11 protein-coding genes are annotated in these 13,866 nt (G+C 56.7%); 5 read left to right on the top strand and 6 right to left on the bottom strand.

All coding sequences use genetic code 11. The annotated features are described in order from the left end of the window. The first annotated feature begins 196 nt into the window (after positions 1-196). From AVI_RS18820 to AVI_RS18810, 3 genes are all read left to right on the top strand, one after another. The gene (locus tag AVI_RS18820; protein WP_012653720.1) at positions 197-1,111 is read left to right on the top strand and encodes a tagatose-bisphosphate aldolase; all 915 of its coding nucleotides are present in this window, start codon (positions 197-199) and stop codon (positions 1,109-1,111) included. A gap of 14 nt (positions 1,112-1,125) precedes the next feature. After that, the gene (locus AVI_RS18815) at positions 1,126-2,562 is read left to right on the top strand and encodes an ROK family protein (RefSeq protein WP_012653719.1); all 1,437 of its coding nucleotides are present in this window, start codon (positions 1,126-1,128) and stop codon (positions 2,560-2,562) included. Between the two features lie 227 nt (positions 2,563-2,789). Further along, complete coding sequence (locus AVI_RS18810) at positions 2,790-4,265, top strand: aldehyde dehydrogenase family protein (RefSeq protein WP_087729903.1); 1,476 nt, start codon at positions 2,790-2,792, stop codon at positions 4,263-4,265. Positions 4,266-4,399: 134 nt separating this feature from the next. On the opposite strand, the gene AVI_RS18805 is transcribed toward AVI_RS18810, so the two are convergent. From AVI_RS18805 to AVI_RS18785, 6 genes are all read right to left on the bottom strand, one after another. After that, positions 4,400-4,975: a metallophosphoesterase gene (locus tag AVI_RS18805; protein ID WP_272481461.1), complete on the bottom strand. Its 576-nt coding sequence runs from the start codon at positions 4,973-4,975 to the stop codon at positions 4,400-4,402. After that, entirely contained in the window at positions 4,975-5,190 is a 216-nt protein-coding gene (locus AVI_RS31735; RefSeq protein WP_272481460.1) for a metallophosphoesterase, read from the bottom strand. Before AVI_RS31735 ends, AVI_RS18805 begins: the two co-directional genes overlap by 1 nt. A 102-nt stretch (positions 5,191-5,292) precedes the next feature. Further along, on the bottom strand, positions 5,293-6,588 hold the full coding sequence (locus tag AVI_RS18800; protein WP_012653717.1) for an ABC transporter substrate-binding protein: 1,296 nt from the start codon (positions 6,586-6,588) through the stop codon (positions 5,293-5,295). A 43-nt stretch (positions 6,589-6,631) separates the two neighbouring features. Beyond that, positions 6,632-7,453, bottom strand: coding sequence for a carbohydrate ABC transporter permease (locus AVI_RS18795; protein WP_041698473.1), 822 nt, complete (start codon positions 7,451-7,453; stop codon positions 6,632-6,634). Beyond that, on the bottom strand, positions 7,453-8,379 hold the full coding sequence (locus tag AVI_RS18790; protein ID WP_012653715.1) for a carbohydrate ABC transporter permease: 927 nt from the start codon (positions 8,377-8,379) through the stop codon (positions 7,453-7,455). The genes AVI_RS18795 and AVI_RS18790 overlap by 1 nt, the downstream gene beginning before the upstream one ends. Beyond that, positions 8,376-9,551, bottom strand: coding sequence for an ABC transporter ATP-binding protein (locus AVI_RS18785; protein ID WP_012653714.1), 1,176 nt, complete (start codon positions 9,549-9,551; stop codon positions 8,376-8,378). Before AVI_RS18785 ends, AVI_RS18790 begins: the two co-directional genes overlap by 4 nt. A gap of 371 nt (positions 9,552-9,922) precedes the next feature. Between AVI_RS18785 and AVI_RS18780 the strand changes: the two genes are divergently transcribed. Then, positions 9,923-11,527 (top strand): inorganic phosphate transporter, encoded by a 1,605-nt coding sequence (locus AVI_RS18780; RefSeq protein ID WP_012653713.1) that lies wholly within the window; start codon positions 9,923-9,925, stop codon positions 11,525-11,527. A 162-nt stretch (positions 11,528-11,689) separates the two neighbouring features. Beyond that, positions 11,690-13,846: a catalase gene (gene katE / locus AVI_RS18775; RefSeq protein WP_012653712.1), complete on the top strand. Its 2,157-nt coding sequence runs from the start codon at positions 11,690-11,692 to the stop codon at positions 13,844-13,846. Positions 13,847-13,866: the final 20 nt, after the last annotated feature.

Raw genomic sequence — 13,866 nt, 5'->3', positions numbered from 1 at the left:
AAGCGGGAAGGCTACACTGAAACGGTCGCAGACTCAATGCAACTCGGCGCTGTTCCCTGTGACTTCCAAGGGCTTGTGACTTCCCAGGCCCTTTGGCTTCCAAGGCATCCTTAAATCACCTGACGCAGGAGGGCTTCCGCATGGCTCCAGCTTTGCGCTGTCCGCTTTTGCCTGCAATTTCTTTCGGAGTGTGCATATGACAGTGATGACAACGGCAGAACGACGCGGATACCATCAGATTTGCAATGGCAGCGGCTCCATGATGGTCATTGCATGTGATCAGCGCGGCGGCATGCGATCCATTCTTGCCGCGACCCCGGAAGAACAAGCGAAAATCGGCAATGATATTCTTGGTGAAACCAAGGCCGATATTGCACGCTATCTGGCCTCTCATGCCGGCTGCGTGCTCGTTGATCCGGTCTGCGCCGTACCCGGGCTGATCGACAATGATATTCTTCCAAGGGATACCGCACTTCTGATCGGTATCGATGCCTCCGGATGGGACACCTCACCCGAAGGCTACCGCATTTCCAAGATGGTGGAAGGCGTCGATGCGCGGCGCGTTCGCGCTCTTGGTGCCACCGGCGGCAAAATCATGGTCTATCTGCGGATGGATACTCCGGCGGCCAATGTTGCAAACCTTGAAACCCTGAAGAGGACCATAGAGGATTTCGCCCGCGAGGACTTTCTTCTGGTCGTCGAATTCCTGACCTACCAGCTTGAAGGCGAAAGCCGCGAGGACTATCAGGCGAAGATTCCGCAACTTATTGTCGAAGGCTCACGCGCCTGCCTGGAGCTGGGGTCCAAAGTTCTGAAAATTCCTTATCCCGGCTCCGAAAAAGCCTGCGCCGAGGTCACGAAAGTAGCCGGTGACGTCCCTTGGGCCGTTCTTTCGGCTGGCGTCGACCATGAAACCTTCCTTCTCCAGGTCGAGGCGGCCATGAAGAACGGGGCCTCCGGCGTCATCGCTGGCCGCTCCCTTTGGAAAGACTGCATCGACCTCGACCGAAATATCTCGAAAGAGAAGCTTTCGACAATTGCCGTGTCCCGATTGCATGATATTCAAGACATTATCGGGCGCTATCGCAACAAGCAGAGAGTTGCGGCGTAAGATCGGCGGATGTCATGTCTCTTCCATTGTTTTCTATCGGCATCGACGTCGGCGGAACCAACATGCGTGCGGCACAGATTTCGCCGAAAGGCGAAATCATCCGTAAGACGTCGGTTACAGGCAGCCGCGACCCCTCCAAGGCTGTCACTCTTATAAAGAGCCTGATCCACGAGATGGATGGGGAGCGCGCCACGGCGATTGGAATAGGAATACCCGGCCGTGTCGATGGATGGACAGGAGAGATCATATCGGGTGGATTTCTGAATTTATCCGGCTGCGATCTCCAGTCTGAGATGTCAGCAACATCAGGTCGTCCGGTGACCGTTGCAAATGATTGCAGCATGGCCCTGATTGGCGAGGCCCGCGTGGGTGCTGCGCGGGGCATGAACAGTTCTGTCATGCTGACCATCGGAACCGGGATTGGCGGCGCCGTCATGGAAAATGGCCGGATCGTCAATGGCAGACGATGCGCTGGCCAATTGGGCCATCTTGTCGTCAATCTCCATGGCCAGCCATGTCCCTGCGGTCAACGCGGCTGTATTGAAACGGAATCCTCAGGAACCGCCCTGCAACGTCATCTCCGCGAGGCAGGCTACGCACCTGAAACACGATTTGAAGCCATCCTGGCTCTGGCGGAATCAGGAGATAAGGTTGCATTGCAGGTGATGACAGCATGGGCCGCGCCTCTGAAGTCAGCCATCAACACGCTCTCCGCCGCCTTCGACCCGGACGTGGTTCTGCTGGGTGGAGGCATGGGCAAGGCAGCGTTAGCCGCCCTCAATTTTCTGCCTCGTAGCGAGACCTGGTATGAAGCGGATATCAGGGGAGCGCGCCTCGATGACGATGCCGGTGTCATCGGTTGCGGGCTGGCGGCCTTCGATCTCCTCAACGCCGATCATCCTGGCAAACCTGCCCATGGCAAGAGACTGGTCATGGTAAACGGCGTACCCGCCTCCGGCAAAAGCGCGATCTCCCATAAAATCGCCGGTGAAACCGGCTGGCAGGTGTTGAGCCTGGATGAGATCAAAAACCCTTTTCTGGAATTGATTGACGATGTCGACCGCCCCTTCAATCGCCTCCTGGGACGCGCGAGCTATAAGTCGATTTTCTCCATCATCCGCGATGCCGCACCGGGAACCACCTTCATCGTCGATGCCTGGTTTGGATTTCAGCCAGCAGATGTTCTGAAAGAGCATATCGCGATGGCTGGCATCACACAGATCGTTGAACTCTGGTGCCACGCCCCAGCCGAAACGATAGGCGAGCGCTATAGATCAAGGCTTGAAAACCGCCTTCCCGGACATCCCGGCGCATCCTATATCCCGGAACTTATCGAACTCGCGCAGCGTGCGGAACCCATCGGGCTTGCTCCGGTTTTGAATATCGACACGACACAACCAAAGGACGCCAAAGCCATCCTGGATTGGATGGTGAAGGCCTTTGAAAACTAAGGACGTCAAAAGCCTCTGGCTTAAGCGCCTTATAAACTCATTTATTGATACAATAAAAATTATGAATTACCATTTTTATCATAAATCAATAATTCATATTGATTGACTGAAGCTTTCGCCGTATTCTTCCCGCCGCAAAGAGATAGACCGCCTTCGTTTACCGCCATCCTATGCTGGCGGCATTGGCGTGGCGAAGGCGCGTAAAACCGGCAAGAGGAGGAGACGTCTTGCAACAGAATATTGGTCAGTCCGCATTCCAACCACAGGCCTATGAAGGGTTTTCCGGACAGTATATTGCCGGTCGCTGGGTGGAAGGCACCGAGGGAAAGACGGCCCTTGATCGCAATCCTTACGATGATACGGTTGTGGCGGAAATATCCCAGGCAAGCCTTGACGACCTTAATCGTGCCTTCGGTGCAGCCAAGGCTGCCCAAACCGAATGGGCGCGGGTATTGCCGAGCGAGCGCGCAGCGGTGTTTCTGAGAGCGGTCTCGATTCTTGACGCCCGCAAGGAAGAAATCATTAGCTGGATTATCCGTGAATCCGGCAGTACACGCATCAAGGCTGGCATAGAATGGGGCGCGGTGCGCGCTGGCATGCTGGAAGCCGTCACCTTGCCCGCGGCCGCCCAGGGACATATCATTCCGGTCGACAAGCCAGGCAAGGAAGCGCGGGTTTACAAGAAGCCCGTCGGCGTCGTCGGTGTTATCAGCCCGTGGAATTTTCCGCTGCATCTGTCGAACCGCTCTGTCGCGCCGGCGCTTGCGCTTGGAAACGCCGTCGTTTTGAAACCGTCGAACGACACGCCGGTCACAGGCGGCCTTCTCTTGGCCAAGATCTATGAGGAAGCTGGCCTGCCAGCAGGCTTGCTCAATGTCGTGGTCGGTAGCTCGAGCGTCATCGGCGACGCTTTCTCGCGTCATCCGGTTCCTCGCGTCCTCACCTTTACCGGCTCCACGCCCGTCGGACGCCATATCGCCCAGGTGGCGGGTGAATCCTCCCTGCTGAAGCGTGTCGGCCTTGAGCTTGGCGGCAATGCACCGCTGGTGGTTCTCGATGATGCCGATCTGGAAAAGGCTGTTGGAGCGGCCCTGATCGGTCGTTTCATGCATCAAGGCCAAATCTGCATGAGCACGAACCGCATCATCGTCGACGCCTCGATTTATGACAATTTCGTCGAGGCTTTTACTGCTGCGGTAAAGACGATCAAATTCGGAAATCCGAACGAGCCGGATACCTTGATCGGCCCGCTTTGCAACGACAGCCAGCTGCGCAGCGTGACCGCAAGCATTGCGCGGGCGCGCGACAGCGGCTTCCGCGAATGCGTATCCGGCCCCATTGAGGGACGGGTGGTGGCACCACATGTCTTTGCCGATGTGACCAACGATTCCGACTTCGCCCGCAATGAGATCTTTGGCCCGGTCGCACCGATCATCCGCGCTCAAGATGAAGCCCAGGCTTTGGCCTTCGCCAATGACACCGAATTTGGCCTTTCCAGCGCCGTCTTCACCCGTGACGAGGCCCGTGGATTGGCCTTTGCTCAGCAGATTGAAGCTGGAATGTCCCATATCAACGACATCACCATCCATGACTATCCGCATGTGATGTTTGGTGGAGAGAAAAACTCCGGTCTCGGACGCTTTAATGGCAAATGGGCCGTTGAAGAGTTCACAACGGATCATTTCATCTCGGTCCAGCGATAAGACGATACCGGAAACCGCACCGCTGGAGACAGCGGTGCGGTTTTTGGATTTAGAAAAATGCAAGCAGAGAAAAACGACGACCGGCGATTTATCCTGGCCCGTGATTTATCCTGGAATGAGTGGCAGGAATTCGATCACGGCCCTTCGCAAATGGATGCTTGTCCGAGGATAGCCTCACCCACTTCGGCGCTATAGGCACGCAGCCCGTGATTATCGAGGCAGATGATCCGATAGCAGGGATTGCCGCCGGTCCAGAGCGGGTCGGGCGCATCGAGATCGGTGATGAACCGGTGCGCGCAGGCCTGGCCTGAACTGTAGCTGATGCCTTCGGCGCTCGTGCCGGCAAGCGGCACGTGAATATGGCCGAACACAATATGACGGATCCCTGCGCTGTGGGCGCTGAGGTGGCTCATCAGCGCGCCATCGTCATGCAGGCCGATCTTTTCGAAATGCCGGATACCGCAGTCCATCGGGGGATGATGGATGAAAACCGTGACGGGCAAATCGCCAGCGCTTTCCAAGGTAGCATCGAGCCATGCAAGGCGGTCGGCACCGTACATGCCGCCGATGACGCCCGCTTCGTGACTGTCCAGGAACAGCAGCCGTCCGAATTCTGTATCCAAAAAGGACTGGACATAACCATTTCTATCGGATGGCTGCCCCGGAAAAGCAGCCTGGAATTCCGGCCTGCGGTCATGGTTGCCCAGCATCAGGCGGATGTCGAACGGTATTGGCGCCAGAATATCGCGTAGGCTTCGGGGTCGCCGTAGTTACACAGATCACCGGTCATCACCAGAAGATCTGCATCGGCATGTTTTTTAACAATGTCGCCCACCGCCGCACGCAGCTGTTTTTCGGGATCGACTCCGTTCACCACCATGCCCGGCGGCATAAGATGGGTATCGGTGATCTGGATGATCTTCATTATCCGTCTTTCTGGAAAATGGCTGCGGAGAACATTCCCCGCAGCCTTGCCGGTCTTCAAAGAGGACGATGCGCCACCATCGTCAATGTCCTAACGATTGGCCTATTTCAACAAGGCGTTGGTCTGGTCGACCATCTGCTTCAGGCCAACCTCCGGCGTCACTTCACCGCGCATGACCGTGCCGATAATGTCGCGCTGGGTGCGCCAGACGCGAACGGAATCGCCGCCTGGGTAACCGGCCCAAGGCAAGGACCGGTCTGCCTGGAGCGAGGCGGTCTTTACATTCGGATGCTCGGCATAATAAGGCGCAAGATAGTCGGCACCGGTGGCAAGCTTGTTGGTCGGCAGATAGCCGGTGATCCGCACGATGGTGTTCTGCGCCTCAGGCCCGGTGATCCATTTCAGATATTTCCAGGCGGCGTCCTGCTTGGCCTTGTCCTGCGTCAGGATCACGGCTGAGTTGCCGCCCGTCGGTACGCCACCCTTTTCCGGGTTGTCCAGCGGGAAGGTTGCCGTCTTCAGCTTGAAACGGTCGCCCACCAGTCCCTCGATCGTCTGAACATGGGCCGGTGTCGAGAATATGAAACCAGTGAGACCAGCACCAAATTGCTGACGGGACTGGTCCCAGTCGAGCAGGGTCTGACCACCCTCGGTCACGAACTGGCGAACCATTTTCAGAGCATTGAGGCCAATCTCGTTGTCAAAAGCCACAGTCTTGGTCTTTTCGTTGACCAATGTGCCGCCCTGCTCGAGAACCAATGCCTGCCAAAGCCAGTCATCCGGCCAACCATTGATGTCGTAACCCATGCCGGAGATTTTCGGATCGAGCGCGTGGATATTCTTGGCCAGCGAGATCAGTCCGGGAAAGGTTTTCGGCATATTGTCCGGATCGCCGCCAGCCTTCTTTACCAGATCAGCATTGATATAGATGATTGGCGAGGAGGCATTGACGGGGAGGCCGTATTGCTTGCCATCGATCTGGCCGAGGGCCGCCATTTTCGGGTTGTAATTTTTGTCGAGGAAGGCCTGGCCGCCTTCCGCCGCGATGAAGGGCGCCAGATCGGTGATCTGGTTGCGGGGTGCCAGTGTGTGAACCAGCTCCGCGGTCAGGTTGAAGCCTGAGAAATAAACATCCGGCAGATTGCCGGTCACGGCAGCGCGCAGGACCTGCTGCTGACCCTCGTTATAGCCTGGAGCGGGCGCCAGAAAATTGATCTTTACATTCGGATTGTTCTTCATGAACGCATCGGCCAGCGGCTGATGGAATTTCGTGAAGCCCGGCAGATTGTAAAGCACGTTGAGCGTGACTTCGTCGGCAGCCAGCACGGGCGTGGAAAGCCCGGCAGCAGCGAGGCCCAAAGCCAGACCGCTCACCACGGTGCGTCGGTTGATTTTCATTGTCGTCTCCGAAAAGGTTGGGAGGAGGAGCATGTGAACGACGTCACTTAACGCCGGTCATGGTGATACCCGCGATGAAGTGCCGCCGTGCCAGGAGGAAGCACAGCACCATCGGCGCGGTAATCAGTGTAGCGCCAGCCATCAGCGCACCGTAATTCGCGCCGGATTCAACATCCGCGAACAACAGCATACCCAGAGGCGGCGGAGCCAGATTGGTGTCGGAAATCACGATCATCGGCCAATAGAGATCGTTCCAATGGGCAACCAGCGAAAAGACCGCAAACGCTGCGAGCGACGGCAACGAGCCGCGCAAGACCAGGCCCCAGCAGATTTCCATCTCGGAAAAACCATCCATCCGCGCCGCCTCGATGATTTCATCGGGATAGCTGCGGAAGGATTGGTGGAACAGGAAGATTGCGAAAACCGACAGGAAGAAGGGCGCCATCATGGCGAAATAGGTATTGAGGAGCTGCGCCTTCGCCAGTCCGACAAACAGCGGCAGAGCCAGCGCCTGGATCGGCACGCAGAGCGCGGCAATCACCAGCGTCAACAACAGTTTTCGCCCCGGAAAGCGAAGTTTAGCCAAAGCATAGGCTGCGGGAACCGCGGTCACGACCTGGACGAACAGGATGCCAAAACAGACGATGACCCCATTCAGCATGAAGCGGGCCATCGGCACCTGACTGGCGGCCCTTGCGTAGTTTTCCACGCCCTCGAATTTTTCCGGGATCGGCCAGAGGGAAACATTGAATATTTCCGATGGCGAACGGATCGAGGTCAAAACCATCCAGTAGAACGGCAAGAGCATGACGAAAGCGCCAGCGGCCAGGAGGATATGCGGAAGATAGGTACGAAACCGGGTCATCAATAATGTACCTTCCGGTCCATATGCAGAGTCTGGCCAATCGACAGGATCAGGACGATGGCCAGAAAGAGCAGTGTCAAAGCTGCGGCGTAGCCAGTATTCGAATACTCGAACCCTTCGAGATAGAGATCGAACAACAAGGTTTCCGAGCCGGACCGGCCCTTGGTCAGTACCGCCACCGTCTCGAAAACCTTGAAAGCCGAGATCGATGTTGTGACAACCACGAACAGGGTCGTTGGTCCCAGCATTGGCCAGGTGACGGTGAAAAACCGGTCGATGGAATTTTTGGCGCCATCCAACCGCACCGCCTCATGTAGATCTTTAGGAATGGCCGTCAGCCCGGCAAGAAACAGCACCATGTTGAAACCGAGAACCTGCCAGACACCAATCCATGCCATGGTTGGAATGAGCAGCATCGGATTGGACAGGAAGGCGACGGGCTCGAATCCCAGCCATTTGATTGCCGCATTCACCGGCCCGAGTGAGGGGTGCAGCAGGAATTGCCAGACGGTTGCCATCGCCACAAGCGTAGCGGTGACCGGAAGGAAATAGGCGACTTCCCAGAAGGCCCGGCTGCGCTTGCGATTGTGAACCAACAGCGCGACGCCGAGCGCCAGGAACACGCCGAGAGGAATGACGATCACGGCATAGATCGCCGTATTGATTACTGCCCGAATAAAGACGGGATCGTGAAACGCCTTGATGAAATTGCCGAGCCCGACAAAGTGAATGGTGAGAGCACCGAGTTGGTAATCCGTGACAGAAAAGGCGGCCAGCACAAGCATTGGAACGATATAAATCGCCAGCAACAGCAAAACGGCCGGGGCCGCAAACAACAGACCACGGCGAACCATCCGGCGCTCGGCTGTTTGCCAGCTTGCACGAGGCTTAGCCGTAAGCGCCATTGAGGACGAGCCAGCAGTCATGCCGCCACCCGTTCACGAATAGAAACGGCGCAGCGCGTGCCATCTGCGCCAAACAGATGAGCACGCTCAGGTGCAAAGCCAATGGTCATCAGACCATGTGCATCAGCACCGAGGGCGTCGCGCGCGCCTTGCCGCATGGTCACCACGACCGTTTCATCATCGATAAGGCGGCAGGTTACGAACCGGTCGGCGCCATGGGTCTCGCTGCGCTGGACGCGCACGGCAAAGCCGTTGCCGCTTGCACGCAGATCTTGGGCCCTAAGATCTTGGACGCGCAGGTCTTCTGCCCGAAGCCCAAGCGTTGCCGGTCCGCCATCCTGGTCTAATGCCCGCAGGTCGAGGTCTTTTCCGAAAGCGGTAACCTGTCCCTGCATGCCGATCATGACAGGCAGAAGGTTGATTGATGGGGTGCCTATGAAGCGCGCCACCGTCAATGTCGCTGGCCGGTGGTACAGTTCATCGGGTGTGCCCAATTGCTCGATGCGGCCCTCATGCATCAGCGCGACACGATCCGACATGGTCATGGCCTCGATCTGATCATGGGTGACATAGATGAAGGTAGCGCCAAGGCGGCGATGCAGGCCGACAAGCTCATCGCGCATATGGGCGCGAAGCTTGGCATCGAGATTGGAAAGTGGCTCATCCATCAAGAAGGCAGCAGGCGAACGCACCAGCGCCCGCGCCAGCGCCACACGCTGCCGCTGGCCACCTGAAAGCTGAGCAGGTCTCCGGTCCAGAAGATGCGCAATCTGCAATGTCTCCGCAGCCTCTTCAACGCTGCGCTTGATGTCCTTGACAATCTCGGAAGGCGCGACCAGACGCCCGATCAGCGGCAATCGACCCGCAAGCGACAAACGCCGCATCCGCAGCGGTGTGGCGATGTTCTGCCGCACGGTCATATGGGGATAGAGCGCATAGGACTGGAACACCATCGCCAGATTGCGGTCGCTCGGATCCATGTCGGTCACATCCGAATTATCGATCAGAACCTGACCGCGATCGGGCCGCTCCAACCCAGCGATGATCCGCAACAGGGTCGACTTGCCACAGCCGGACATGCCAACAAGCGACAAGAACTCGCCGGGATGCACCTCGAGATCAATATTCTTCAGAATATCATCAGCCGCGAAGCTTTTTCCAATTCCAGCCAGTTTTAGAGAATGTTGCATCATTATGCGCTCCTTCGACGGAGCGTGTAATGGGGCGGCATTATGACAGCCAAACAACGGATCTGCGAATGTTTAGTGAAAGGTCACGGTACAATGACAATAAATATACTTATTGCTCACTCACGCTTTGAAACAGAAGAAACAAGCCGCCTGTATGACTTTGGGCAACCACAAATTAAATAATCGCTTAAATTGTATCCATCTCAACTACTCAAATTTCCGGAAAGGTTTTTGCTCATCCAGCGCCTAGCATAAATGCGCTTTTGTAGTCACCTCTTTCATTGAAGAGAAAGCCTGTGGCGAGGTGGGTGTCATGAAAGGTTCACTCAAAGCCGCCAAAACTCCTTAACAAATATCAAATGTGAGGACCTTGAATGGCTGAATTAGCGCCTTCGAATTCGCCGCTCAACAGCGCGGGCCATCCCCTTGACCGGGCGCATGGATCGGGCAAGTGGTTCATGCCGGTGTTCGGCGTGGTCCTGTTGGTCGGACTAGGCTATATCGGCTACGCTCTTGGCCAGGATCTGACCAGCACCGTCGCGGTTCCCTGGATATTTTTGGGGCTTGCGCTTCTGATCGCGCTCGGGTTTGAGTTCGTCAACGGCTTCCACGATACGGCCAATGCAGTCGCCACCGTGATCTACACACGCTCGATGCCCGCTGAATTCGCGGTCATGTGGTCGGGATTTTTCAATTTCCTCGGTGTTCTAACATCCAGCGGCGCCGTTGCCTTTGGCATCCTTTCCCTTCTCCCGGTGGAACTGATCCTTCAGGTCGGCTCCGGCTCCGGCCTTGCCATGGTGTTTGCCCTGTTGATCGCTGCCATCGTCTGGAACCTTGGCACCTGGTATCTGGGCCTGCCCTCCTCCAGCTCACACACCCTGGTCGGCTCGATTATCGGCGTCGGTCTCGCCAATCAGTTTCTGGCACCAGCCGGTTCGGCAACGAGCGGGGTAGACTGGTCGCAGGCGACAAATATCGGCCTGTCCCTGCTGATCTCACCGCTGATTGGCTTTGGCTTTTCCGCGATCCTGCTTTTGGCCATGAAGCTGTTCGTGAAGAACAAGGCGCTCTACCAGGAGCCGAAAACCAATCAGCCGCCGCCGCTCTGGATACGGGGCCTGCTGATCTTCACCTGTACCGGTGTCAGTTTTGCGCATGGATCGAACGACGGCCAGAAAGGCATGGGCCTGATCATGCTGATCCTGATCGGCCTGGTGCCGACGGCTTTCGCGCTCAATCGCACGCCGGATGTGAATTATCTCGAAGCCTATAAATCTTCCTCGGCGCAGGTTGAGACCGCGCTCGGCAAATATATCAAGCCGGGCGTGACCGTCGCAGATGCAAAAGCCACCGTGGCGGATGCCGTCAAGACCAAGACCTGGAGCGACACCACGACACTCGCCCTCCAGCAATATATCCACGCGACAAGCGCGGAAGTCGCCGCTTTCCCAACGCTGGAAGCCGTTCCAAACCATCTGGTGCAAAATATCAGAAACGATATTTACCTGATCGGTGAAGCTTTGAAGCTGATCGACAAGCAGAAGCTGCTGCCGATGGAGGCAAGCGACCTTGCTGCTGTCAGCGCCTATCACAAGGCGGTCGACAATGCGACGAAGTTCATTCCGACCTGGGTGAAGGTTGCTGTGGCGCTGGCGCTCGGTCTGGGAACGATGATCGGCTGGCGGCGCATCGTTGTCACGGTCGGTGAAAAGATCGGCAAGACCCATCTCACCTATGGCCAGGGTGCTGCCGCTGAAATCGTCGCCATGGTGACGATTGGGGCCGCCGACCATTTCGGCCTGCCGGTATCGACAACCCATGTCCTGTCATCGGGTGTTGCCGGCACGATGACCGCCAACGGGTCCGGCCTGCAATGGTCCACCGTCCGCAATATGCTGATGGCCTGGGTCTTGACGCTGCCTGCCTCGATTGCCATCGCCTTTGTGCTTTACGTGGTCCTGCGCCAAGTGTTTTGAAGCCACCCCAAACAGAGAGAGCCTGGCACCGTTTCTGATGGTGACGGAATGCGACGCGGCAGATGTCCGCGTCGCATTGTGACCGGTTGCGCGTGAAAAGAATGGAACCAACAGCTGCGTATTCAGTTCGCTTTTGTACATCAACAAAATCGCGGAGAGAATATGCCAAAGCAACGGTCCCAAAACCAAGGCAAGAATGCGGCTGCAATCTCGAATGAGGCCACCATCCACGATCAGAAACTTGTGCGCGGCAAGGGCGGCGAACTTCACCAGATCGCTGAAAATGATCAGGTTTTGACCACAGCCCAGGGAGGGCCTGTCGCAGACGATCAGAACTCCCTTCGCATTGGGGATCGTGGTCCGCTTGTCGTTGACGACTTCCATTTCAGAGAAAAGATTTTCCACTTCGACCATGAGCGCATTCCAGAGCGCGTCGTTCATGCCCGAGGCTACGGTGCCCACGGCTTCTTTGAAACCTACGAATCCTTTGCGGAGTATACGCGCGCCGACGTGTTCCAGCGGCCCGGTGAGAAAACCCCTGTTTTCGTTCGGTTTTCGACGGTGGCGGGAAACAAGGGCTCAGCCGACCTTGCCCGCGACGTACGCGGCTTTGCGGTGAAAATGTACACGAAGGAAGGCAATTGGGATCTGGTTGGCAACAACATTCCCGTCTTTTTCATACAGGATGCCATCAAGTTTCCCGATCTTATCCACGCCGCGAAACAGGAGCCAGACCGGGCATTCCCCCAGGCACAGACCGCCCATGACAATTTCTGGGATTTCATTTCTCTGACGCCCGAGAGCATGAACATGATCATGTGGATCATGTCGGATCGGACAATCCCGAGATCATTGCGCTTTATGGAAGGTTTCGGCGTCCATACGTTCCGCTTCGTCAATGCCAATGACGAATCCACCTTCGTCAAGTTCCATTGGAAACCGAAGCTCGGCCTTCAATCGGTGGCCTGGAACGAAGCGGTCAAAATCAATGGCGCCGATCCGGATTTCCATCGACGCGATCTGTGGCATGCAATCAAGTCTGGAAACTTTCCCGAATGGGAATTGCAGGTCCAGCTGTTCGATCAGGAATTTGCCGACAGCTTTGATTTCGACGTGCTCGATCCGACAAAAATCATCCCGGAAGAAATCCTGCCACCGAAGGCAATCGGTCGGCTGGTGCTGGATCGGATGCCGGACAACTTCTTTGCAGAGACCGAGCAAGTGGCATTCATGACGCAGAATGTTCCGCCGGGGATCGATTTCAGCAACGACCCTCTGCTGCAAGGCCGCAATTTCTCCTATCTCGACACCCAGCTGAAACGTCTGGGCGGACCGAATTTCACCCATCTGCCGATCAATGCACCAAAGTGTCCCTTCGCGAATTTCCAGCAGGATGGCCATATGGCGATGCGCAATCCGGTGGGTCGAGCGAATTATCAGCCGAACTCATTTGGCGAGGGACCCCGGGAATCGCCAACGCGCGGCTATCGTCACTTTCCTGCGGAGGAACAGGGTACCAAGGTCCGCCTGCGCCCGGAAAGCTTCGCCGATCACTACAGCCAGGCCCGGCAATTCTATATCAGCCAAACGCCCCTGGAACAGCGCCACATTGCAGCCGCTCTGACGTTCGAGCTAAGCAAAGTGGAAATGCCTGTCATCCGGGAGCGGATGGTGGCGCATCTGATGAATATCGATGAAACGCTGGCCACGACCGTCGCGGAAAAACTGGGCTTTAAAAGCATGCCCAAGCCGGCTGATGCTGCTGTGCCGACACGCGACGACCTTGAGCCGTCCCCTGCACTCAGCATCATCAAGCGAGGCCCCAAGCGCTTCGAAGGCCGCAAACTCGGCATCCTGATCACCGATGGCGTCGACGTGAAGCTTCTCAAGGCGCTGACGGACGCTGTCACCGCGGCAAAAGCCGAATTCGAGTTGATTGCCCCAAAGGTTGGCGGAGTGACGGGTTCCGACGGCACCTGGATCGAAGCGCATCATATGATCGATGGAGGACCATCCGTCCTGTTTGACGCCGTGGCGGTTCTGACCTCAGATGCTGGCATGGCAGATCTTGTGAAGGAAGCAACGGCCCGGGATTTCGTTGCCGACGCCTTTCAGCACTGCAAGTTCATCGGTTATACCCAAAGCGCCATGCCCCTTTTCGAGAAGGCTGGCATAACCGAAGATCTCGATGAAGGTACTATTGGACTTCCCGGAGAAGATGGTATTGCCGATTTCATCGAGAAGCTGGGCAAACTGCGCGTCTGGGCGCGGGAGCCTTCTGTAAAACTCGGGAAAGCATCCGTGCCTCTGGACGATTGATCGGAAAAAGTCCCATCTCC

The sequence above is a fragment of the Allorhizobium ampelinum S4 genome (genome assembly GCF_000016285.1).
GTDB classification, from domain to species: domain Bacteria; phylum Pseudomonadota; class Alphaproteobacteria; order Rhizobiales; family Rhizobiaceae; genus Allorhizobium; species Allorhizobium ampelinum.
Note: the sequence above shows the minus strand (reverse complement) of the source record. Positions and strands in the feature narration are given on the sequence as shown.